Source organism: Asanoa ishikariensis (assembly GCF_900107455.1).
In the GTDB taxonomy this organism is placed as follows: domain Bacteria; phylum Actinomycetota; class Actinomycetes; order Mycobacteriales; family Micromonosporaceae; genus Asanoa; species Asanoa ishikariensis.
The window spans coordinates 1,967,606-1,990,844 of sequence record NZ_FNQB01000002.1; the positions used below are offsets into that span (position 1 = coordinate 1,967,606).

Consider the following 23,239-nt stretch of genomic DNA (forward strand, 5'->3'; position numbering starts at 1 on the left):
GCGCTCAGCCCAGCAGGTCGCGGATCGACTGCAGGGCCTGGGCGATCTCCTGGTCGGCCTGCTGGTAGCTCTGCGCCGTGCAGTCCAGCGCCTCGACCCGGTCCTGCAACGCCTCGCCCATCATCGTCAGGTGCTCGTAGGTGTCGTCGGCGTACTTCCAGTACCAGGCGGCGAACGGCGCGCCGACGAGGCCCCAGACGTACCACTCCGGGTTGGCGTCCTCGGCGAGCGTGAGGATGTCGGCCGCGCGCTCGCGGATCTCGGCCAGCCTCGTCCGGCAGGCCATGATCTCGTCGACGTCGGTGCGGAACCCTTCCATCTGCTGCTCAGCTCCGGTGGGGGTCGTCGTCGGGGTTGGGGGTCTGGTAGCTCTCGACCAGCGACCGGATGTCGAGCCGTGGCCCGGTGAGCTGTTGCACCCGGTCGGCCATCAGCATCGCGGCCCGCGCGGTCGCGGTCATCACCGTGGTGTGGACGATGCTCGCCAGCGTCGCCGGGTCGTGCTGGAGCTGGCCGCTGCCGATGTGGACGGCCAACAGCTCGCCACCGGCGCGGACCTGCGCCGACACGCCACCGTCGGCGGAGCGTGCGGTCGCGGTCAGGTCGGCCAGTTCGGCGCGCAGTTGTGCGTACCCGGCGAGCTGTCGCTGCGACTCCTCGCTGACCCGCCGCAGCACCTGGTCGGCGCGCTGGGCGTCGTCGTCGGCGGGGCCGTCGCTCGGACCGTCGTCGAACTTGATCGGGTCTGGCCGGGGGACCTCGGGCAGCGTTCCGCCGAGCAGGTCGGGCAGGTCGGGCAGGTCGGTCAGCTCGCGGCGGCGATGGCGGGCCGTGCGGACGGCCTCGGTCATCGAGCCGGTGGCCTGCGTGGTCGCCTCGCGTGCCGTGTCGACGACGAGAGTGCCGAGCCGCTCCGGGCGGTAGCGGTAGGCCGCCCGCCCGAAACCCAGCCCGACGATGGAGTTGCCTGGCCCGGCGGTGACCTCGACGGCACCGTCCGGTGTGGAGACTGTCGCGGTCGCCGCGGTCACTGCCTGCCGGAGCGCGTCGACCGCGTCCTTGAGCTCCGCCGCTGGCATTGGCTTTGGTATCGCGTCGAAGGCGCTCATCAGACCCCCATTTTCCGAGCGCGCCGGTCGGGCGGCCAAAACCCTAGCACCGATGGCGATCATTGTTCAGCTTCCGTGCGCCCGTTGCGCGCCCTCCCGTTCCGCGAAGGCCCGCAGGTCGTGCCGCTGGATCGCGGCGGCCATCAACTCCGGGAACATGTCCGGTGTGCACGCGAAGGCCGGCACACCGAGCGAGCCGAGCGCCGCCGCGTTGTCGTGGTCGTAGCTGGGCGCGCCGTCGTCGGACAATGCCAGCAACGCCACGACCTGCACCCCGGCACCGACCAACTCGGCGACGCGGCGCAGCATCTCGTCGCGTGCGCCACCTTCGTAAAGGTCGCTGACCAGCACGAAGATGGTCTCCCGGGGCCGCGTGACGAGCCGCTGGCTGTAGGCGATGGCGCGGTTGATGTCGGTGCCGCCGCCTAGCTGCGTGCCGAACAGCACGTCGACCGGGTCGCTGAGGTGCTCGGTCAGGTCGACCACCGAGGTGTCGAAGACGACCAGCGAGGTCCGCAGCGTACGCAGGGAGGCGAGGACGGACGCGAACACTCCGGAGTAGACGACCGACGAGGCCATCGACCCGGACTGGTCGACACAGAGGATCACGTCCCGCTGTACGGCGTTGCCGCGCCGCCCGTACCCGATGAGCCGTTCGGGCACGACGGTGCGGTAGGCCGGCTGGTAATGGCGAAGGTTCGCGCGGATGGTGCGGTTCCAGTCGATGTCGCCGTGCCGGGGCCGCTCGATCCGGCTGGCCCGGTTGAGTGCGCCCGTGACCGCCGCCCGCGCCTTCTGGGCGATCCGTTTCTCCAGGTCGTCGACCACCTGGCGGACCACCTGCCGGGCCAGGTCGCGGGTCTTGTCGGGCATCACCGCGTTGAGCGAGAGCAGCGTGCCGACCAGGTGGACGTCGGGCTCGACGGCGGAGAGCATCTCCGGCTCGAGCAGCAGGCGGGTGAGGTTGAGCCGCTCGATCGCGTCGGTCTGCATGACCCGGACGACGCTCTGCGGAAAGTACTCGCGGATGTCGCCGAGCCAGCGCGCCACCCGTGGTGCGGAGGCGCCCAGGCCGGCGCTGCGACGTGTGCCGTCCTTGGGCGCGCCGTTGCCCTCACCGTCCGGACCCCGGTCGTAGAGGGCTGCCATCGCGGCGTCCATGGCGGCGTCGCGCCCGTTCGGCTGGCCCAGCGACTCGTCGGCCGGCTCACCGAGCGCCAGCCGCCATCTCCGGCGCCGTTCTTCGTCAGCGGTCATTCGATCCTCCTTCCCAGGAGGGCACTCAAGGTCGGCAGGGACAGCGCCGCCGTCTCGTGGTCGAGAACCGCGGTGCTGGTGCGGGACTTGCCTTTGCCGCCGGCGACGCGTTCGCCGATGCCGCGGCGCTCGCCGGTCGCGAAGGTGCCGAAGGTGCGCCGGAGCAGGGGGAGCACCTCGGTGAAGGCGTCGGCCGGGATGGCCGCGAGCCAGTCGTCGACCAGGGCCAGCAGGGCGTCGTCGTGCATCAGCAGCAGGCCGCCACCGGCGAGGAACCCTTCCACCCAGGCCGCGCCGGTCGCCGCGGACACGCCCGCGGTCAGGGCGCGACCGAGCCGCAGTCCCGCGTCGCCGGTGGACAGTCGGCCGGCGTCGTGCAGCAGGCGGGTGAGTCGCCCGGCGAGCAGCCCGTGCAGGTCGTCGCGGGTGGTCAGGGCGGTGAGGGTGTCGAGCCATCGGGCGCGCTCGGCATCGTCGCCGAGCAGGGCGACCGCGGTGTGCACGGCGTCGATGTGGTCACGCAGGCCGGCGGCGGCCTCGTCGGACAGGCCCGAGGCGGCCGGCGGCAACGCGGCGTAGACGCGGGCCAGCAGGCCACGAACCACAGCGGCGACGGCGGCGACATCGGAGCGGCGGACGTCGCCGTAGCGGACCGTGCGGGCCAAGGCGGGGATCGCGGCCATCAGGTGGGTCACGTCGGCGTCTTCCGCCGCCCGGGCGTCGAGGGCGCGCAGCACCGCCGGGCGCGCACCCGGCAGGTCGGCGAGCAGGCAGGTCTCGAGCAGTGCGGTCACCTCGGCCAGCGTCGCGGCCTTGGCCGCCGCGGCCTCGACCTGGGTCGTGGCCGCCGCGACCACCGTGGTGCCGTAGCCGCTGGCCTCCACCAGCCGGATCGAGAACTCCGGCTGCCAGCGCAGCGCCCACTCCTCGCGGAAGGTGCCGGTGCTGCCCCGCCGTTCGTCCGGCTCGCCCCAGGGCACGTCGAGGCAGCGGAGCTGGTGCAGCAGGTGGCTCCGCGCGAGGTCGGTGTCCTTGCGCAGGTCGAGGTCGAGCGCCCGGTCGAGCGCCGAGGGCTTCAGGCGCGCGGCCCGCTGGCGGGCCTCCAGGTCGCGGGCGAGCGGAACGGTCGGCACGCCCTCGGGTACCTCGCCGAGCCGCTCACCGACGACCAGCCGGCGCCCGATGAGCTGTAGGCGCAGGTCGTCGCCCTCGCAGAGAACGGCACCGGCGGCGTCGGTGACCTCGGCCAGGCCGGCGAGCGGGCGCCCGCGCATGGTGGCCAGCGCCTCGGCCAACCGGGTCGCCTCGATGACGTGCGCCGGGGAGGTGTCGACACCTTCGTCGCGAAGCACCCCGGCGGCGCCGACGAGCCAGCGCGGCACGACCTCGTCGGTGGTGGTGAACAAGTGGTGGTACCAGCCCGGCGAGTCGACACCGGCGCCGTAGCCCTGCCACGAGGCCAACCGCCCGTAGGTCCACGGCACCCAGGTGAACCGTACTTTCCCGCGTCGCCTGCCACCCTTGAGCAGCGCGGCGTCGTGGGTGGCGGTGAACTTCGCGCTCAGTGCGGGCACGTGCCACGCGCCGCAGACGACGGCGATCTCGTTGTGGGTGCGGCGCACCTGGCGCAGGACGGTGCGCATGTGCGCCTCGCGTACGAGGTCGTAGGGGTCCTCGAGCGCGCCCGCCCGGACTTCCGTCATGGCCTCCTCGATCGCCTCGAAGGCCGGTGCCTGGCGGTGCTCGACCACGTCTTCCCACCAGCGCTCGGGGTCGTCATAGCCCGCGGCGGCGGCCAGCTCACCGATCGGGTCGACCGGGCGCAGCTCCGGCGCGGGCGGACCCGGCATCGGCCCGTCGTCGTCCAGCTCATCAGCGTTGGCGGTGGCCCCGTCGGCGCCGCCTGGATCGACGTTGCCCGCGTCCGGGCGGTCCGCATTGGCGTCCGGGTCGGCCAAGCCCGGCCCCTCGGAGCCTGGTCCGTCTGGGCTCGAGGTTCCTGCGGCGTGCTCGTCCCCGGGCGACCGGTCCATTGTGGGCGGATCGGTGGGCTTATCGGCGTTGGGGGCGGCTTTGCGCGCGGTGAGGCGGTGGGCGAACGGCAGGTCGAAGAAGCGGACCGGGACACCGTTGGCGACTGCCCATTTGATGGCCTGCCACTCGGGGGAGAAGACGGCGAACGGCCAGAAGGCAGCCCGGCGGGGGTTGTCGGCGGCGTAGCCGAGCAGGGCCACCGGCGGCTGCAGGCGGTCGTCGGCCGCCCACGCGATCAGTTCGTCGGCCTCCGGCGGCCCTTCGACCAGCAGGATGTCGGGTCGCTGCTCTTCGAGGGCGCGGAGGACCGCACGGGCGGAGCCGGGCCCGTGGTGGCGGATGCCGTAGTAACGCTCAGGCATCGCGGGCGGCGCGGTAGAAGTCGGCCCAGCCGGGGCGTTCGCGGACCACCGTCTCCAGGTATTCGCGCCACACGACACGGTCGGAGACCGGGTCCTTGATGACGGAGCCGACGATGCCGGACGCCACGTCGCCGGCGCGGAGAACGCCGTCGCCGAAGTGTGCGGCCAGCGCCATGCCGTTGGTGACGACCGAGATCGCCTCGGCGGTCGACATCGTGCCGGTCGGTGACTTGAGCTTGGTGCGGGCATCGTCGGTCTGGCCGCTGCGTAGCTCGCGGAACACCGTGACCACGCGGCGGATCTCGTCGAGCGCGGTCGTGGTCTCGGGCAGGTCGAGGGAGCGGCCGAGCTGTGCGACCCGGCGGGTGACGATGTCGAGCTCTTCGTCGAACGTGGCCGGCACCGGCAGGACGACGGTGTTGAACCGGCGCCGCAGGGCGCTGGACAGCTCGTTGACGCCGCGGTCACGGTCGTTGGCGGTCGCGATCACGTTGAAGCCGCGCTGGGCCTGGACTTCGGTGTTGAGCTCGGGCACCGGCAGCGTCTTCTCGGACAGGATGGTGATCAGCGCGTCCTGGACGTCGGAGGGGACCCGGGTGAGCTCCTCGACGCGGGCGATCGCGCCGGTCTCCATCGCCCGCAGCACGGGGCTCGGCACCAGCGCCGCCGGCGACGGGCCCTCGGCGAGCAGCCGGGCGTAGTTCCAGCCGTAGCGGATCGCCTCCTCGGGAGTGCCGGCGGTGCCCTGGACGAGGAGCGTCGAGTCGCCGGAGATCGCGGCGGCGAGGTGCTCGGACACCCAGGTCTTCGCCGTGCCCGGCACACCGAGCAGGAGCAGCGCGCGGTCGGTGGCCAGGGTGGCGACCGCGACCTCCATCAGCCGGCGGGACCCGACGTACTTCGGCGTGATCTTGCCGCCGTCGCCCAGCAGGTAGGTGACCACCGCCTGCGGCGACAACCGCCAGCCCGGCGGGCGGGAGCGGTCGTCGTCGGCGGCCAACGCGGCCAGCTCTTCCGCGTAGAACTCTTCCGCGTGCGGACGCAGGGCGGTCATTCGAACTCCTCGATCATGTCTTGGCGGAAGCTGAGCACGGCGGCGAGCTGGGCGAGGTAGCGGGCGGAGCGACGACCCTCCGGCAACCCGTCGAGGGACCGGACCAACGTCTCGACCCGGCCGACGAACGAGGTGGGCATGGCCGGCATCGCCAGCCGGCACAGTTCGGAGAGCTGCCAGGCGTTGTCGGGCGCGAGCACGGCCATCGCCCGCAACGCCGCCGAGGCCAGCTCGTCCGACCAGTCGCCGGCGCAGAAGTGCAGCAACCGGATGCCGGCCGCGGTATCCCGCCGCAGGGCGGCGGCCACCCGGCGGCCCCGCTCGCCACCGGGCAACACCTCGAGTAGTGGCCAGGTCAGTCGGTCGCCGAGCCCGTCGCCGGCCGGCTCGGTCGGCGACGCGTCGGCGAGGTCGAGCAGGGCGGCGGCCCACGCCGGGTCGTGCTGGGCAGCGGTGGCCCGGGCCAGCCCCCGGAGCAGGACCGGCTGCCAGCCGTCGGCGACCGGTGACGCGAGCACGCCGCCCGGGTCGCGGCCGGTCAGTGTGGTCCAGAACTCCAACGGCGTCGCCGAGACGATCTCTTCCAGCAGCCAGGCACCGAGGCCCACGCCGCGTGGCGGTGAGGGGTCGACGTCGTCGCGGAGCATCGCCCCGTCGATAGTGGACGGTGCGCTGACCACCAGGGCGCCGTCGGCGAAGCGGACGCTGGCGGCCGTGCGGGTCGCCATCCGCGCGCCCAGCGCGGAGCCCGGCAGCTTGCGTAGCAACTCGGCCGCGATCTGGCGGATCTCGCGCCGGCGGTCGTCGAGCGCGTGCTCGATCAGCGCCTCGTCGCGCAGGTCGAGACCGGTATCGAGCGCCCCGAGCAGCAGCACCCGGTCGTGTGGCGGCTCAGCGTCGAACGTCTCGGTGAGCAGTTCGAGACCCTTGGCCGGGTCGCCGGCGCGCAGAGCGACGAGATAGGCGAGCCGTTCACCGGGCGTGCCGGTCAACCAGTCCTGCGAGTCGGCCGCGGCCGCTTCACCGCCCACGTCGCGGAAGTAGCGCCAGTCGGCCTGCCGCTGCGCCAGCCAGTGGCCGCGCCGCCCGGCGACCGCACCCAGCGCCGGCCGCAGCCCCGTGTCACGCCGGCCGAGGTCGAGCAGCACCGGCAGGGTCTCCGGCGGCGCGAGGAGCTGGCGCTTGCCCGCCTCGACGAGCCACTGGCCGAGAACGGCCCGCTGCGCGGGCCCACCCCAGCCGGTCGTCCCCTCGGTGAGCAGCATGTCGAGCCGCTGGGCGGCGGCCGGCGGCACGACCGGGCGGATCTCGTCGGGCGCCGGAGCGATCGTCGGCCGACCGGCCAGCGGCGTCTCCGCCGCCCGCCGGTAGGTCAGGGTGACCGCGGCCGCTTCGAGCAATGCCCGCGCCGACTCACCCGAGCCGCCCCACGAACCCCCACCGAGGCCGCCCCCGGCGCCGCCGCCGGAGACCTGGCCAGCCGGATCGGCCGTGTCGGCCGCCTCGGCGTGGAGGTTCGCCGGGATCGACAGGGACAGGCGGTGACCGCCGCCGACGTCGAGGCGTTCGGCCGACCAGGGTCGGCGGGCCGTGCCCACCAGCGCGGCCGACAGCAGGTCGGCGGGTAGCTCGGGACCGCCGCCGGCGGCGACGGCACGGGGCTCGCCCGGTGTCGCGGGGACGTGGCGCCCATCGGGCCAGGCGGCGAGCGGGCGGAAGCCGGTGTGGCCGTATTCGCCCGCCACCACGACCGGGCGGGCGCCCGCGGCCGAGATGAGCCACCACGGCTGGTCGTCGTCGGGGTGCAGGGCGACCGCGTCGCCGGCCGGGTCGACCAGTTGGCCGTCGTCGGTGGGGGTGACGTCGGCCAGCAGCATCGGGGTCGACTCGCGCCATGGCTCGGCGGCGACCGCGCGGGCGTGCTCGGCCACCGCGGCGCGGATCGGGACCGCGCCGGACGGGGTGGTGTAGGCGGGGACCGGCTCCCCGTAGCGGGCCTTGACCAGTGCGCGGCGGGGGACGGCGGCGGGATAGAAGCAGAGGCCGGCGTCGACCACAGTGCCGGGCTCGAGGTCGGTCGGCAGGGTCTGGCCGGCGGCCGCGAACGCCAGGACGAGCGCGAACCGCCCGCTCCGCTCGCCGCGTAGCCAGGTGCGTCGGCTCGTCAGCCGGTCGTCGGCGGTGTCGAGGCGGCCCAGCACCTCCCACCGGTCGCGGAGCTCCGGCTCGGCCAGCACGTCGTCGGTGGCCACGGGGTAGCCGACCCGGGTGCGCACGGTGGCCGCGAGGCCCGGTGGCAGCGCCGGGAGCCGGCCGTGGGCGACGATCAGCAGGCGGAGCAGGGCGAGCTCGCCAAGCAGCCGGTCGGCCCAGTTGGTGCCGACGCCGACCACCCAGCCGAGGCGACGGACCGCGCCGGCGACGCCGGGGGCCTGTGCGTCGACCAGCCGGGCGGCCATGGTCTGGAAGGGCCGGTAACCCGCCTGCTCGGCCGCCGCGAGACCCTGCTCGACCTGGTCAGTCAGCCAGCGGTCGAGCTCGACCAGGCCCGCCTCGACCCGGTCGGAGCGCTGTTGGACCCGCCGCGCGGCGGCCGCCGGATCGGCGAGGCCTTCGCCGGCAGCGCGTGGCGCCTTGGCCGCCCTGTCGCCGGCCCGCTGGGCGCGGGCCGCCCGCTCGGCCTGCCACTCGGTCGCCCACTCGGGTGGCGAAACGTCGTCGGGCACCCCGCCGTTGGCCCAGCGCAGCAGCAACCCGAGAGTGTGTTTGCACGGGATCTTGCGGCTCGGGCAGGTGCAGCGGTAGGCCGGACCGGTCACATCGACACAGACCTGGTAGGGCCGTGTCCCTGAACCCCGACACAGACCCCACAACATGTCGTCGAAGCGGCCCTGACCAGCCCAGTGGGCAGCGGTGATCAGACCACGGCCGCTCTTGGCCGCGCCCTGGTCGGGCGCGAGCGAGAGCACCTTGTCGGGAGACCAGCGTTCGACGGACACAGGCAAACCTTAGAACGCATGTACGACGAAATTGGGCGGCCTGTGGATAACCGCAAGACACCAAACCTTATCCACAGGCTGGGGGTGCGGACTTCCGTCACCAACCAGCCCTGCGAGAATCGACCCCGCAACGCCGTACCCCAATGTCGAGGAGAGCGACCGTCGTGATCCGTACCCATGATGCCGGAAGCCTGCGTGCCACGGACGCCGGCAGCGCGGTGACCTTGGCCGGGTGGGTGGCCCGCCGTCGTGATCATGGTGGGGTCATCTTCGTCGACCTCCGTGACGCGTCGGGCGTGGTCCAGGTGGTCTTCCGCGAGGAAGACGCACACCACCTCCGCAACGAATACTGCGTCCGGGTCGAGGGCGCTGTCGCCGCGCGCCCCGCCGGCAACGAGAACCCCGACCTGCCGACCGGCGAGATCGAGGTCAACGCGGCCGTCCTCGAGGTGCTCTCGGAGGCCGCGCCGCTGCCGCTGCCGGTCGACGACAACATCGACGCGGGCGACGACATCCGGCTCCGCCACCGCTATCTCGACCTGCGCCGCAGCGGGCCGTCCAACGCGCTCAAGCTGCGCAGCAAGGCCAACCAGATCGCCCGCCGGGTGCTGCACGACCGCGACTTCAACGAGATCGAGACGCCGACCCTGACGCGGTCGACGCCCGAGGGCGCCCGCGACTTCCTGGTCCCGGTGCGGTTGCAACCCGGCAGTTGGTACGCGCTGCCGCAGTCGCCGCAGTTGTTCAAGCAGCTGCTCATGGTGGCCGGCATGGAGCGCTACTACCAGATCGCACGCTGCTACCGCGACGAGGACTTCCGCGCCGACCGCCAGCCCGAGTTCACCCAGCTCGACATCGAGATGTCGTTCATCACCCAGGACGACGTGATCGACCTCGGCGAGGCCATCGTCGGCGCGCTGTGGGAAGAGCTGGCCGGCCACCGCATCGACCGGCCGATCCCGCGGATCACCTGGCACGACGCGATGGCGCGCTACGGCTCCGACAAGCCCGACCTGCGCTACGGGGTCGAGCTGACCGAGCTGACCGACTACCTGCGCGGCACCGAGTTCCGGGTGTTCGCCGGGGCGATCGACGCGGGCGGCTACGTCGGCGCGGTCGTCATGCCCGGCGGCGCCGCGCAGAGCCGCAAGGAGCTCGACGGCTGGCAGGACTGGGCCAAGGCGCGCGGTGCGCGGGGCCTGGCCTATGTCGTGCTCGACGCCGAGACCGGCGAGGCGCGTGGCCCGGTCGCCAAGAACCTGAGCGCGGGTCACCTCGACGGGCTGGCCGACGCGGTCGGTGCGAAGCCCGGCGACGCCGTCTTCTTCGCGGCGGCCGGCGAGGCGCGCGAGGCGCAGGAGTTGCTCGGCGCCGCCCGCATCGAGATCGCCAAGCGGGCCGGCCTGGCCGACCCCGACGCGTGGGCGTTCTGCTGGGTGACCGACGCGCCGATGTTCGAGAAGGACGACGAGGGCGGCTGGACGGCCGTCCACCACCCGTTCACGTCGCCCAACGCGGAGTGGATGGACCGGTTCGAGGAGGCGCCGGACCGGGCGCTCGCCTACGCCTACGACATCGTCTGCAACGGCAACGAGATCGGCGGCGGTTCCGTCCGTATCCACCGGGGCGACGTGCAGCGGCGGGTGTTCACCCTGCTGGGCATCAGCGACGACGACGCTGCCGACAAGTTCGGCTTCCTGCTCGAAGCCTTCAAGTACGGCCCGCCTCCGCACGGCGGCATCGCGTTCGGCTGGGACCGGGTCTGCATGCTGCTCGCCGGCGCCGACTCGATCCGCGAGGTCATCGCGTTCCCGAAGACGCGTGGTGGCTACGACCCGTTGACCGGTGCGCCGACGCCGATCACCGGACAGCAGCGGCTGGAGGCCGGCGTCGACGCGAAGCCGAAGCCTTCTCCCGCCGCGCACGTCGGCACCGCCGGGGTCGCGGTGCCGGTCGAGCACACGCCATGACGGGGCCGGGGCCGGCGGCGCGATGACGCTGCTGGTCTTCGGCGGGAGCGGCTACCTCGGCGGCGAGGTGTGCCGGCAGGCGCTCGCGGCGGGTTTCGACGTCGCGGCGACCTACCATCGCGGGCCCGGTGCGGTGCCGGGCACGCGATGGCACCGGGTCGACGTGCGCGACCGCACCGCAGTCGACCGGCTCGTCGACGAGGTGCGGCCGCGGGTGGTGGTGACGACCGCCTACGCGTACGCCGAGTGGGCCGTCACCGCGACCGGTGCCGCGCACGCGGCAGCCGCGGCCACCCGGGTCGGCGCACGGCTGGTGCACGTGTCCAGCGACTCCGTCCATGGTGGACGCCCGGAGCCTTACGGCGACGACGTCGACCCGACTCCGGTCTACGCCTACGGCGCGGCCAAGGCGGCGGCCGAGACCGCCGTCCGGCTCGTCGCACCGGAGGCGGCGATCGTCCGCTGCTCGCTGATCATCGGGTCGGACGCCCGGTCGAAACAGGTGTCGCTCTGCCTGGACGCGCTGGCACCGGAGTCCGGCATGCGCCTGTTCAGCGACGAGATCCGCGTCCCGGTCGGAGTCGGCGACTTGGCCGCGGCACTGCTGGAGCTGGCGGAAGGCGACTACGCGGGCGTGCTCAACGTGGCCGGGCCCGAGGCGCTGAGCCGGCTCGAGCTGGGCGAGATCGTCGCCAAGGCACACGGCCTCGACCCGGCGGCCCTGCGCGGCTCGACGATCGCCGAGTCCGGGCTCACCCGCCCCGCGACGGTCGTCCTCGACACGACCCGCGCCAACGAGCTCCTGAAAACCCGGTTCCGCCCGGCCGCGGAGATCCTGGCCGCCGCCGCGAAGCGTTAGGCCGTCCGCCGCCTCGCCATGGTGCGGCCGGCCGGTATCTAGGCCAGGCCGACGGTCGTGCGCGGGATCGAAGACGTGTAGCCGAGTGCCGCGTACATCGTGTTCGCCAGGACGTTGTCGGTCATCACGCCGAGGGCGGCGACGCCGAACTCCGCCACCAGCCGTCGGGTCAGGGCCGCCGTCACCGCCGCGCCCAGTCCCCGCCCACGGGCGTCGGGATGGACCGCGATGGCGGACAGGAAACCGATCCCGCCGCGGCTGCGGTCGGCCGCGCACGCGACGACCTCGGAGCCTTCGCGGATCGCCCACCATGACCGGACCAGCGGATCGCCCGGCCGCGTCATCGTGCTCGGGAACGCGACGTCGAGCAGCGCGGAGATCGCGGCGTCGTCAGCCACGGGCGCCGCACGCTCCTCGCCCACGCGGACGGGTGGCGGCGCCGAGGTCCAACGGAAGTCCCAGTCGTCGCGGAACTCGACCTCGACCGGCAGGGCGCCGCCGACCTGCGGGAGGTGCCACCGTCGTGTGCTGTCGTCGCCGATCAGCGGAATGGCCGCCACCGCCTCCGCGGCGTTTCCGAGGGCGCAGGCCGCGGTGCCGGCGGGCGTGAGCCAGACCACAGTGGATCCGACCCGTACGCCGGTGATGTCGTTGGTGTCGCCCATGAGGAGGCGGGCGTACGGATGGCCGTCCACCGCGGCGAGCACAGCGTCGCGGCCGACGAGGGGTTCAGCCATGCCGGCAACGTAGCCGATCGATCATCGGGATTGCGTTGTGACCCGAGTGGGTATTGACCGGGCCACTACCCGCTCGAACCCCTCGGGCGGAGCCCCTTTCAGGAGGATAGAGATGCTCGCCATCGCCGCGGCCATCGTCTTCGGTTTCGCCTTGCTGCTCGACCTTTTCGACACCGATCTCAATGCGCCTGACCTGTTCAACTGGAACACCCTCGTGCTGATCGGTCTGACGCTGCTCGCCCTGTACTTCGCCGGGGTCGGCAGCGGTCCCCGATCCGGCGCCGGCTCCGGCTCCGGCCGTCGCTTCTACGGTCGCCGCCCCGGTCGAGGCTGACCGCACATCCGGGAGATCATGCGAGGAACCCTCCGCCGCACCAGGGCGCAGGGTTCTTCGCATTTCCGGCACCCAACACCCGGCCGGTACTGTCTTCCTGATGGAGCCCGACGCCCTTTTCACGGTCACTGACGGCGGTGGGGTGCGCACCGCGCCCGCGCACACCGCCGGCGCTGACGGCTTCGCGACGCCGGGTGCCGACGCCCCGCTGCCGGTGCGCATGCGGCCCCAGACGGTCGACGAACTGGTCGGGCAGGGCCATCTGCTCGCGCCCGGTGCGCCGCTGCGCCAACTCGTCACCGGGGCGACACCGCTTTCGGTGATCCTGTGGGGTCCGCCCGGCACCGGAAAGACCACGATCGCGCATCTCGTCGCCCAGGCGAGTGACCGCCGTTTTGTGGCGATGTCGGCGCTCAACGCGGGCGTCAAGGACGTGCGGGCGGTGATCGAGACCGCGCGGCGGCAACGGCGGACCGGTGGGCCGCCGACCGTGTTGTTCATCGACGAGGTGCACCGCTTCTCCAAGACCCAGCAGGACTCGCTGCTCGCGGCCGTCGAGGACCGGACCGTGACGCTGCTGGCGGCTACCACCGAAAATCCGTACTTCTCGGTGATTTCACCGCTTCTGTCCCGGTGTGTGCTGTTGACCCTGCAGCCGCTCGACGAGGCGGCGGTGCGTGGGCTCGTGCGCCGCGCGGTCGCCGACGAGCGCGGCCTCGGCGGCGCGGTCGCCCTCACCGAGCAAGCAGAAGATCACCTGGTACGCCTCGCGTCAGGTGATGTCCGAAAGGCGCTGACCGCGCTCGAGGCGGCCGCCGGGTCGGCGTTGGCCCGCGGCGTCGCGGAGATCGACCTGGAGACCGCCGAGCAGGCCGTCGACGTCGCCGCCGTGCGCTACGACCGGGACGGCGACGAGCACTACGACGTGATCAGCGCGTTCATCAAGAGCATGCGCGGGTCCGATGTGGACGCGTCGCTGCACTACCTGGCGCGGATGTTGGTGGCCGGTGAGGACGCCCGGTTCATCGCCCGGCGGATCGTCATCTTCGCCAGCGAGGACATCGGCATGGCCGACCCGACCGCCCTGTCGGTGGCGACCGCGACCGCGCACGCGGTGGAATACGTCGGGCTGCCCGAGGTGCAGCTCAACCTGGCGCAAGCGGTGATCCACATGGCCACGGCGCCGAAGTCCAACAGTGCGACCACGGCGATCTCCGCCGCGCTGACGGACGTGCGGGCCGGCAAGGGCGGCCGGGTGCCGCAACAACTGCGGGACGCGCACTACCAGGGCGCGCGGGGGCTCGGGCACGGCAAGGGCTACCGGTACCCGCACGACGACCCGCGCGGCGTGCTCACCCAGCAGTACCCGCCGGACGCGTTGGTCGGCGTCAACTACTACGAGCCCGGCGACCACGGCGACGAGCGCGCCGTAGGGATGCGGCTGCCGACGATCCGGCGGATCGTGCGCGGCGAGCGCGGGCGACGGGCGGCTTCTTCAGACCAGAACGGAAGTGCCCCCGCGGGTACGGATGGTGCGGAATCGGTCGCCACCACCGAGGCGCGATTTGGCGGCACCGGGGTCGCGGACGAGCGCCCGATGGGTGACGCTGTGGCGGCGGAAGGCGACGTCCGTCCGGCGGGCGGCGCGGGCGACAACGACGAGGGCGAGGTTGGGTGAACCGGGTTCGCGGGTTTGGTCGCGATCTCGATCCAGCAACACCGCCGGTGTCCCATTGGCGAGGTATGTGGCGACGAATGGCGCCGTCATCGGGCGCCCTGACCAGTGAGGTGGGCGCGTGAGCGACGATCGGCGCGATCAGCCGGCGAAGGGCCGGCGATGGGGCCGAGGCCGCGAAAGCGCCGCCGCGGAGGTCGAGGAGACCCCCGGCGAAGACCTCGGCTGGCTCGACGACCTGCGCACCGCCAAGGAAGAGCGGGCGGACATCGGTCCGGGCGGCGCGGACGCGCCGCCACCGCCGCCTGCTCCGGACGGTGCTGGCTTCCCCGGCCCTGGTGCGCCACAGGCGCCCGGCCCGGGCGTGGTGCCGGGTGGCCGTGGAGCCGGCCCGGGTGGTCCCGGCGCACCGGCGGGCCGGCCCGCCGAGACGGCGCCCGGACCGTTCGGCGCCGAAGGTCCGGGGCGTGGCGCTCCGGGGCGGCCTGGGGAGCCCCCGGCGGGACAGTTCGGTGCCGATGGACCCGGGCGTGGCGCTCCTGGGCGGCCTGGAGAGCCCCCGACGGGACAGTTCGGTTCGGAAGGACCTGGGCGTGGCGCCGCGGGCCGGCCTGGGGAGCCCCCGACCGGAAAGTTCGGAGCTGAAGGTCCTGGGCGTGGCGCTCCGGGGCGGCCTCCGGAGCTTCCGACCGGACAGTTCGGCGCTGAAGGTCCGGGGCGTGGTGCTCGCGGTGGGCGGCCCGTAGAGGCTCCGCCCGGACAGTTCGGCGCCGATGGACCTGGGCGTGGCGCTCCGGGGCGACCCGGTGAGCCCGCACCCGGGCAGTTCGGTGCTGAGGCACCGGGGCGTGGTGCGACTGGGCGGCCTGCGGAGCCTTCGACGGGACAGTTCGGTGCTGAGGGTCCGGGGCGGGGTGCTCGCGGTGGGCGGCCTTCCGAGCCCCCGACCGGACCTTTCGGTGCCGAAGGACCTGGGCGTGGCGTTCCCGGCGGGGGACCGCCGGAGGCCGCGTCAGGGCGTTTCGGTCGTGGTCGGGCTGGCGCTGAGGATGGGCGCGGGCCGGGTGGCGGCCCGGTGCCGGCCGAGGAACAGACGCGTTTTGGCGGCGGACCCGCAGGCGGGCCGCCGGCTCCGCCCGGAGCTCCTGGGATGCCGGGCAACGGGCCTCGCGGCGCCGGTCTGCCGGTGCCTCCAGGCGCCGCGGGCGGGCGTGGCGGAGCTCCGGTGCAGCCCGGTGCCGTGCCCGGTGGACCACCACGAGGCGATGGCGTGCCACCCGGTGGGCCTCCGCGTGGCGACGCTGCGCCGGGTAGGGCACCTCATGCTGACGGCGGGCCGGGTGTCGTGCTGCCCGGCAGGCCGCAGCGGGCCGGAGGCGCGCCAGTGCCGCCCGGCGCCGCGCCTGGCATGCCGCGTGGTGGTGGCGCGCCTGACGGTGCGGGTCAGTTCGGTCCGGCCGGGCGTCCCGGGATGCCACCCGGTCAGGACACCGGGCAGTGGGCCGTTCGCGACCAGCGCGCGGAGGGGACCGGCGGGCTGCCCGCGGCTCCCGTGTCCGCGCCGCGTGGTCGTGGTGGTTCCGCGCGGAGCCGGTTCTCGGCGCCGCCGGATCAGTCGCCGAGCGTGCCGCAGTCCGGCAACGCGCCGCCCATGCCGCCCCCGGCCGGCGGTGAGCCCGGTTGGCGCGGTGGACGCGGTGACACGGGTGCCTACGGGCCGGCGGGCGAGGCGCCCGGTCGGCGTGACACGGAGCCCGGCACCGGATCGGTGCGACCGGGCGCAGATGGCGGCGGTCGGCGGCGTGCGCCCGACTCAGAGGGCGTGGACCCGGCCGCGACCGGCGGACAGACTTCTCAATGGGCGCAGCGAACCCAGCCGGGTCGCCCACCCGAGTCAGGCGCACCCAGCGGCGGGCCGGCCCGCAGCCGCTTCGGCGGCGAGGCGCCGGCGAGCGAGCGCGGGCGGGACGACTCCGGTGGCTGGAACGTGCCCGGTGCCGTGCCGCCTGGGCGGGGCGCTGTGCCGCCGGGCGGACCGACGGCCACGGGCGGCCTGCCGCCGGTGATCACACCCCCGGTCGTGCCGGGCCGTGAGCCCGGGCCGGGGCGTCGTGCGGCGCCCGAGCCCCCGGCCGGTGCGCCGGAGACATTCGGTGGCCGTGGCGGGCGCGGTCGTGGTGTCGCGGGGCCGGACGGTCCCGACGCCGCCGACGGGTCCTTCGCCGGTCGTGGTCGGCCCGGTGGTCCGGGCGCGCCGACCGGCCGCGGCGGTGCCGCAGGCCCGGACGTGCCAGGCGGCATCCAAGGGCAGCGGCCGGACGCCGCAGGCGGTCGCGGGAGACCGGGTGGCCCGCCGGGTCGCGGCGGTGTCCCAGGCGACGTGCCGGCGGGCGACGGCGCTGTCGGGTCCGGCCCGGCAGCCGGCGGACGCGGGCGCGGCGGTGGCCCCGCGGGCCGCGGCGGCGTCCCAGGCCCGGACGAGGGCGGCGCCGGAACTGGGCGGCCCGAGGCCTTTGGCGCTCGTGGCCGGCCCGGTGGTCCAGGCGGGAACGTGCCTGGCCGCGCGGAGACGTTTGGTGGCCGGCCCGGTGGACCGGGTGTGCCGCCGGGTGACGGTGTTGGTGGGCCTGGCCCGGCCGAGTCGTTCGGTGGTCGTGGTCGCCCCGGTGGACCGGGTGTGCCGCCAGGTGACGGCGCTGGTCAGCCCGGCTCGGCCGAGGCGCTCGGTCGTCGTGGCCGGACTGCCGGCCCTGGTGACGGTCCCGGTGCCGCGGGGCCAGGCCGCGCGGAGCCGTTCGGCGGTCGTGGGCGGCCCGGTGGTCCAGGCGCGCCGGGCGGCACTGGTGACGTGCTCGCCGGTGACAGTCTCGCCGGGCCCTCGTTCGATGGTTTCGCACGGCCGAGCGGCCCGGAGACGCCCAGTGGCGACAACGCCCCGGCCGCGCGGCCGGTCAGTGGCGCGCGCAGCCGGTTCCGCGGTGGTGCGGCCGGCGCGGAGCCGCCCGCTGGGCGGCGGGCAGCGCCTGAGGAGGCGTCGGACCCGGCCGCCGGTCCACGCGGCCGGCACGGCACCGCGGCCGACCTCGCCGGGGCGGCGTCGGGTGGTGTCCCGGGCCAGGACGGCGCCGGGCGGGCCAGCCGGCACGGTGCGGCGAACGACGAAGCGCTCAACACCACCGGCGACGTGACCGGCCCGGCTGGTGGGCGGCGCCGGCGGGCCGGCGACACCGACACCGGCTCGCCCGCCGGTGCGCGAGGCAGATTCAACGACGACGGAGACCAGACGCCGGGCGGTGCGCGCGGCCGGTTCGGCGACGGCGCGCGAACGCCCGACGCGACCGGCGGACGGCGGGCCGCCCCGGACAGCTCCCCAGGGGCTCCGGCCGACGGACCGGGTGGCGTCTCCCGCCTGCGGGTGCCGGGCGGGCTAGACAGCACCGGTCGGCCGGGTCCCGCTGACGGGCCTGGCGGCAATCGCCCACCGGACGGCACGGGCGCGGTGCGCCCGCCTCAAGGCCCTGAACAGGGCAACCGGGGCCGCCGAGGGGCACCCGACGGCACCGGCGCGGTGCGTCCACCGCTCGGCCCGGACCAGCCCGGCCCGCGCAGACCTGGTGGACCGGACGGCACGGGCGAGGTGCGTCCGCCGCTGGGACCCGAAGCAGGCGGCCGAGGCCGGCGCGGCCGACCGGACGGCCCCACAGGCCCGGAGGGCCTCCGACCTGACCAGGCCGGCATGCCCGGCAACCGGGGCACGCGCCGCGACGGCCCGGGAGCGCTCGCTCCTGACCAGACCGGCAACCGGGGTGCCCGCCCCGACGGCCCGGACGGCACGGGAGCCGTGCGTCCCCCACTTGGACCAGACCAGGCCGGCATGCCGAACGGCCCCGGCAATCGGGGTGGCCGCCGCGGTGCACCTGACGCCGGTGACGGAACCGGCGCCCTGCGGCCCGGCCCGGATCAGCCCGGCCCTCCCCGCGGTCCGGGCAACGCCCGCCGCGGTGGCCCGGACGCGCCCGGCGCCGCCCGCCCGCCGGTCGGACCGGCCGGACCAGCCGGACCGGTCGGCCCGCCCGGAGCCAACCCCGGCATCCCCGCAGGCCCAGGCGCGCCGAGCGGCCCAGCCGCACGCGGCGCGGTCCGCCCCGGCGCGCGCCCCCCGCACGCCGGCGGCCCCGGCACGCCCGACGCCCCTGGCCCCAACCGCCCACCCGCCGCTCCCCACCAGCCCGGCCCGGACGGCCCAACCTCAGGCCCAGGCGCACCCGGCGCACCCGGCGGACCGGGCGGACCCAACGGACCGGGCGGACCCAACGGACCAGGAGGCCGTCCTGGCCGCGCGGGCGCACCCGGACCCGCCGCCGCCCCGGACGCCCCAGGAATGCGCCCGCCGGCCCCACCAGTCCGGGCCTCCGCCGCAGCGGCCGTGGTCGCCCCACCCGGCGCCCGCCCACCGGCCGCCGCAGGCACGGCCCGCCCACCGGCCCAGGGCGTACCCCCGGGAGACCCGACCGGAGGGATCCGTCGCTCGGCGTCGGTCCCGGTCACCCCGGAGACCAGCCAGCCGATCGAGCCCGAAGGCCAGCCGGAAGGCCCGCGCAAGAGCACCCGCGTGACGCCGGCCCAGCTCAAGGCCCAGTTCCGGGAGCCACGCAACATCCGGCTCGGCGTACTCGCGTTGGGAATCCTGCTCGTCCTGGTAGCTCTGCCGCTCTATTCCTGGTCCAAGGCCGAGTCACGGGACCCCGTCTTCGTCTCGCTGGACAGTCTGGCGGTGCCCGACTGGGCCAACACCAAGCCGATCGACCAGATCGACGGCAACCGTTGGTGTCTGGAGGAGTGCCGGTTCCGGGAGCGGACCACCCACTCGGACAACGCGCCCGAGGAGACCGCCAAGGCGTACCGGGAGGCTCTGGTCGCGAGCGGTTGGCAGACCTGGAAGCCGGCCAAGTGTCCGGAGACGAAGGTCGACGGCAGCTACACCTGCTGGACCAGGGACGAGCTGACCCTTGACCTGTGGGTACGCGCGCCCGCGTGCGGCAACGTGCCGATCGGTGTGGAGCCCGAGCCGGGTGCCAGCCAGGGTGCTCCGGTCGGGCTGAGTCCCGAGGACTGCAAGGGTTCCGACGTGTCCATCAAGGTCCGCAACGCCATCGCGGACGAGCGCACCGGGCCGCAGCCCGACGTCAACCCAGGAGATGTGGGAGAGACGCCTTACGGGCTCCTTCCGACGGCCGCACCGTCGTGAGGTGGTGCGGCGTTACGGACGGTAGGGTCTGCACGTTGGCGCACGGGGTACGTCGTGGAGGAGGTTCGGGTGGACGGTGGAGAAGTCGCGTGGCTCGTTGTGGCCGGCGCGTTCCTGATGCTGGTGCTGGTGCTCGCCGTGCCCATCCTGCGGCTCCGTAAGACGATCGACGCCGCGACCAACGCGATCAACGATCTCAACGATCGCACCGCCCCGATCCTGGCCAACGCCAACACGACGATCGAGGGGGTCAACGTGGCGCTGAGCCAGGTGCACACCTCGCTCGACGGGGTCAACATCCAGCTCGCCAAGATCGACACGATGACCGGGCACGCCCAGAACGTCACCGCGAACGTCGCCAACCTCGCCACTGTGGTCTCGGCCGCCGCGGCAAACCCGCTGGTCAAGGTCGCCGCCTTCGGTTACGGCGTGCGCCGGGCCGCCTCCGCCCGCCGCAACGCGGAAGACGAGCGCGAGGTGCGCACCACGCTCAAGCAGCAGCGCCGCGCGGCCAAGAGGGCCACCACGCGCTGATCATCGCGCCGCGAGGAAGGATGGAACCATGAAGCGGTTGCTCTGGCTGGGCGTCGGCCTCGCGGTGGGCGCCCTGGTCGTGCGCAAGCTGACCCAGAAGGCCAACGAGTTCACCCCGAGCGGCATCGCCGGCTCGGTGAGTCAAAGCGCCGGCGGCCTGGTGGAGTCCGTGCGGGCCTTCGTCGAGGACGTACGCGTCAACATGGCGGAGCGCGAGGAGCAGATCCACGAGGCCTTCGCCAACGGCGTGGCCTTCGACGACCAGTTCGAGGACCTCCGGGGCGACGACCTCGAGGTCCAACTGGAAGAGCCGACCCATCCACGACAGCGTCACAACTGAAACGCCATAACTGAGTAAGCGCCACAACTGAGGAAGGCACCTGATGAAGACGGCGGAGATCAAGCGGCGGTTCCTCGCGCATTTCGAGGCCAACGGTCATGCCGTGGTCCCGAGCGCCCCGCTGCCCGCCATCGACGATCCGAACCTGCTGTTCATCAACGCCGGCATGGTTCAGTTCGTGCCCTATTTCCTGGGTCAGCGCACCCCGCAGTGGGACCGCGCGACGAGCGTGCAGAAGTGCATCCGTACGCCGGACATCGACGAGGTCGGCAAGACCAGTCGGCACGGCACGTTCTTCCAGATGAACGGCAACTTCTCGTTCGGTGACTACTTCAAGGCCGGCGCGATTCCGCTGGCGTGGGACCTGGTCACCAAGCCGGCCAGTGAGGGCGGGTTCGGGCTCGACCCGGAGCGCATCTGGGCGACGGTCTACCTCGACGACGACGAGGCGATCGAGATCTGGAAGCAGACGGGCATCCCGTCGGAGCGCCTGGTTCGCCGGGGCAAGAAGGACAACTACTGGTCGATGGGCATCCCGGGCCCGGCCGGACCGTGTTCGGAGCTCTACTACGACCGCGGCCCCGCCTACGGCCCCGAGGGCGGCCCCGAGGTCGACGAGGACCGGTTCCTCGAGTTCTGGAACCTCGTGTTCATGCAGTACGAGATCACCAACGTGAAGAGCAAGGAAATCTTCGACGTCGTCGGTGAGCTGCCGGCCAAGAACATCGACACCGGCATGGGCCTGGAGCGGATGGCCTCGCTGCTGCAGGGCGTCGACAACCTGTACGAGATCGACGAGGTCAAGCCGATCCTGGACCGGGCGGCCGAGCTGACGGGCAAGCGCTACGGCGTCGGCAGCGGCCACGTCGCCGCCGAGTCCCACCCGGACGACGTGCGGCTGCGGGTGATCGCCGACCACGTGCGCACCGCGCTGATGCTGATCGGCGACGGGGTCACCCCTTCCAACGAGGGCCGGGGGTACGTGCTGCGCCGGATCATGCGCCGCGCGATCCGGTCCATGCGGCTGCTGGGTTGGCAGGAGCGCTCGTTGCCCGAGCTGCTGCCGGTCGCGCGGGACTGCATGGCACCGTCGTACCCGGAGCTCGCCGAGGACTTCGGCCGGATCGCCGACTACGCGTACGCGGAGGAAGAGGCCTTCCTGTCGACGCTGCGTGCCGGCACGACGATCCTTGACACCGCGGTCACCGAGACCAAGCAGGCCGGTGGCACCACGCTCTCCGGCGACCAGGCGTTCCAGCTCCACGACACGTACGGCTTCCCGATCGACCTGACCCTGGAGATCGCGGCCGAGCAGGGCCTGCAGGTCGACGCCGACGGCTTCCGCCGGCTGATGGCCGAGCAGCGCTCCCGGGCCAAGGCCGACGCCCAGGCCCGCAAGACCGGCCACGTCGACCTGTCCGCCTACCGCACGGTGCTCGACGCGGGCGGCCCGGTCGAGTTCACCGGGTACGCCGAGGTCAGCCGCGAGTCGCGGGTCCGAGCGGTGCTCGACGGCGGCGGCCGTGCCGTGGAGGTGGCCGGCGAGGGCGACACCATCGAGCTCGTGCTCGACGTGACGCCGTTCTACGCCGAAGGCGGTGGCCAGCAGCCCGACATGGGCCTGGTCACGGTCGGCAGCGGGCAGGTCGAGGTGTTCGACGTGCAGTCGCCGGTCCCGGGGCTGGTCATCCACCGCGCCAAGGTGGTGCGCGGCGAGGTGCGGGTCGGCGAGGCCGGCTTCGCTGAGATCGACATCACGCGGCGCAAGGCCATCTCGCGGTCGCACACGGCGACGCACCTGGTGCACCAGACGATGCGCAACTTCCTCGGCGAGTCGGCGACCCAGGCGGGCTCGCTCAACGCGCCGGGCCGGCTGCGGTTCGACTTCAACACCCCGGCCGCGGTCCCGCCGAGCGTGCTCAACGACGTCGAGCAGCAGATCAACGAGGTGCTGCTCGGCGACCTGGAGGTGCACGCCTTCATCACCTCGCAAGCCGAGGCGCGGCGGCTGGGCGCCATGGCACTGTTCGGCGAGAAGTACGGCGACGAGGTCCGGGTCGTCGAGGTCGGCGACTACGCCCGCGAGTTGTGCGGTGGCACCCACGTGTCGCGCTCCGGCCAGCTCGGCCTCGTCAAGATCCTTTCAGAAGCGTCGATCGGCTCAGGTGTACGCCGCGTCGAGGCGCTGGTCGGCATCGACGCGTTCCAGCACCTCGCCCGTGAGCACCTGCTGGTGGCCCGCCTGGCCGAGCTTTACCGGGTGCCGGGCGACCAGGTCGCCGAGCGGGTCGCGCAGACGATCAGCCAGCTCCGCGACGCGGAGAAGGAGCTCGAGAAGCTCCGTGGCCAACTCGTGCTCGGCGGCGCGGCGGCGCTGGCGGCCGGGGCGGTCGACATCCGCGGCGTCGCGTTCGTCGGCACCGAGGCGCCCGAGGGTGCCGCTGGCAACGACGTGCGTACGCTCGCGCAGGAGATCCGTGGCAAGATCGATCCGGCGCGGGCCGCGGTCGTCGCGGTGGCAGCCAGGTCCGGAGGCAAGGCCTCGCTCGTCGTGGCGGCTAACGCCGCGGCCAAGGCGCGTGGCCTGTCGGCCGGCGATCTGGTCAAGGGTGCGCTGTCCGGGCGGGGTGGCGGCAACGCCGACCTTGCCCAGGGTGGCGGCGTGCCGGCGTCCGAAGCGGCCAACCTCCTGGCCGCCGTGGAAAAGGCGATTGACGGAGCGTGACG

16 protein-coding genes are annotated in these 23,239 nt (G+C 73.8%); 8 read left to right on the plus strand and 8 right to left on the minus strand.

Annotated elements, in window-relative coordinates:
* Positions 1-4: 4 nt before the first annotated feature.
* The 6 genes from BLV39_RS23640 to BLV39_RS23665 form a co-directional block, all read right to left on the minus strand.
* Positions 5-319, minus strand: coding sequence for a hypothetical protein (locus BLV39_RS23640; protein WP_090796959.1), 315 nt, complete (start codon positions 317-319; stop codon positions 5-7).
* A gap of 7 nt (positions 320-326) precedes the next feature.
* Entirely contained in the window at positions 327-1,109 is a 783-nt protein-coding gene (locus BLV39_RS23645; RefSeq protein ID WP_176985025.1) for a YbaB/EbfC family nucleoid-associated protein, read from the minus strand.
* Positions 1,110-1,175: 66 nt separating this feature from the next.
* On the minus strand, positions 1,176-2,366 hold the full coding sequence (locus BLV39_RS23650) for a VWA domain-containing protein (RefSeq protein WP_090796967.1): 1,191 nt from the start codon (positions 2,364-2,366) through the stop codon (positions 1,176-1,178).
* The gene (locus BLV39_RS23655) at positions 2,363-4,762 is read right to left on the minus strand and encodes a DUF5682 family protein (RefSeq protein WP_090796971.1); all 2,400 of its coding nucleotides are present in this window, start codon (positions 4,760-4,762) and stop codon (positions 2,363-2,365) included. Before BLV39_RS23655 ends, BLV39_RS23650 begins: the two co-directional genes overlap by 4 nt.
* Positions 4,755-5,816, minus strand: a complete 1,062-nt coding sequence (locus tag BLV39_RS23660) for an ATP-binding protein (RefSeq protein WP_090796976.1) — start codon at positions 5,814-5,816, stop codon at positions 4,755-4,757. The genes BLV39_RS23655 and BLV39_RS23660 overlap by 8 nt, the downstream gene beginning before the upstream one ends.
* A complete protein-coding gene (locus tag BLV39_RS23665) occupies positions 5,813-8,815 on the minus strand; it encodes a DUF5691 domain-containing protein (protein ID WP_090796980.1) in 3,003 nt (1,000 codons plus the stop codon). The genes BLV39_RS23660 and BLV39_RS23665 overlap by 4 nt, the downstream gene beginning before the upstream one ends.
* Before the next feature lie 164 nt (positions 8,816-8,979).
* Here BLV39_RS23665 and aspS point away from each other — a divergent pair, with 164 nt between their 5' ends.
* Complete coding sequence (gene aspS, locus BLV39_RS23670; protein ID WP_090796984.1) at positions 8,980-10,785, plus strand: aspartate--tRNA ligase; 1,806 nt, start codon at positions 8,980-8,982, stop codon at positions 10,783-10,785.
* 22 nt (positions 10,786-10,807) lie between these two features.
* The gene (locus BLV39_RS23675; RefSeq protein WP_090796988.1) at positions 10,808-11,644 is read left to right on the plus strand and encodes a sugar nucleotide-binding protein; all 837 of its coding nucleotides are present in this window, start codon (positions 10,808-10,810) and stop codon (positions 11,642-11,644) included.
* 38 nt (positions 11,645-11,682) lie between these two features.
* On the opposite strand, the gene BLV39_RS23680 is transcribed toward BLV39_RS23675, so the two are convergent.
* Positions 11,683-12,381, minus strand: coding sequence for a GNAT family N-acetyltransferase (locus tag BLV39_RS23680; RefSeq protein ID WP_090796992.1), 699 nt, complete (start codon positions 12,379-12,381; stop codon positions 11,683-11,685).
* A gap of 112 nt (positions 12,382-12,493) precedes the next feature.
* Here BLV39_RS23680 and BLV39_RS23685 point away from each other — a divergent pair, with 112 nt between their 5' ends.
* The gene (locus tag BLV39_RS23685) at positions 12,494-12,715 is read left to right on the plus strand and encodes a hypothetical protein (RefSeq protein WP_090796996.1); all 222 of its coding nucleotides are present in this window, start codon (positions 12,494-12,496) and stop codon (positions 12,713-12,715) included.
* Positions 12,716-12,815: 100 nt separating this feature from the next.
* Entirely contained in the window at positions 12,816-14,393 is a 1,578-nt protein-coding gene (locus BLV39_RS23690) for a replication-associated recombination protein A (protein ID WP_090797003.1), read from the plus strand.
* A 1,891-nt stretch (positions 14,394-16,284) separates the two neighbouring features.
* On the opposite strand, the gene BLV39_RS23700 is transcribed toward BLV39_RS23690, so the two are convergent.
* On the minus strand, positions 16,285-17,535 hold the full coding sequence (locus BLV39_RS23700) for a hypothetical protein (RefSeq protein WP_090797011.1): 1,251 nt from the start codon (positions 17,533-17,535) through the stop codon (positions 16,285-16,287).
* 1,281 nt (positions 17,536-18,816) lie between these two features.
* Between BLV39_RS23700 and BLV39_RS23710 the strand changes: the two genes are divergently transcribed.
* From BLV39_RS23710 to alaS, 4 genes are all read left to right on the plus strand, one after another.
* Positions 18,817-19,638, plus strand: coding sequence for a hypothetical protein (locus BLV39_RS23710; RefSeq protein ID WP_090797020.1), 822 nt, complete (start codon positions 18,817-18,819; stop codon positions 19,636-19,638).
* Between the two features lie 69 nt (positions 19,639-19,707).
* Positions 19,708-20,172 (plus strand): DUF948 domain-containing protein, encoded by a 465-nt coding sequence (locus tag BLV39_RS23715; RefSeq protein WP_090797023.1) that lies wholly within the window; start codon positions 19,708-19,710, stop codon positions 20,170-20,172.
* 28 nt (positions 20,173-20,200) lie between these two features.
* Positions 20,201-20,512, plus strand: a complete 312-nt coding sequence (locus BLV39_RS23720; protein ID WP_090797026.1) for a hypothetical protein — start codon at positions 20,201-20,203, stop codon at positions 20,510-20,512.
* 43 nt (positions 20,513-20,555) lie between these two features.
* Positions 20,556-23,237, plus strand: a complete 2,682-nt coding sequence (gene alaS / locus BLV39_RS23725) for an alanine--tRNA ligase (protein WP_090797028.1) — start codon at positions 20,556-20,558, stop codon at positions 23,235-23,237.
* Positions 23,238-23,239: the final 2 nt, after the last annotated feature.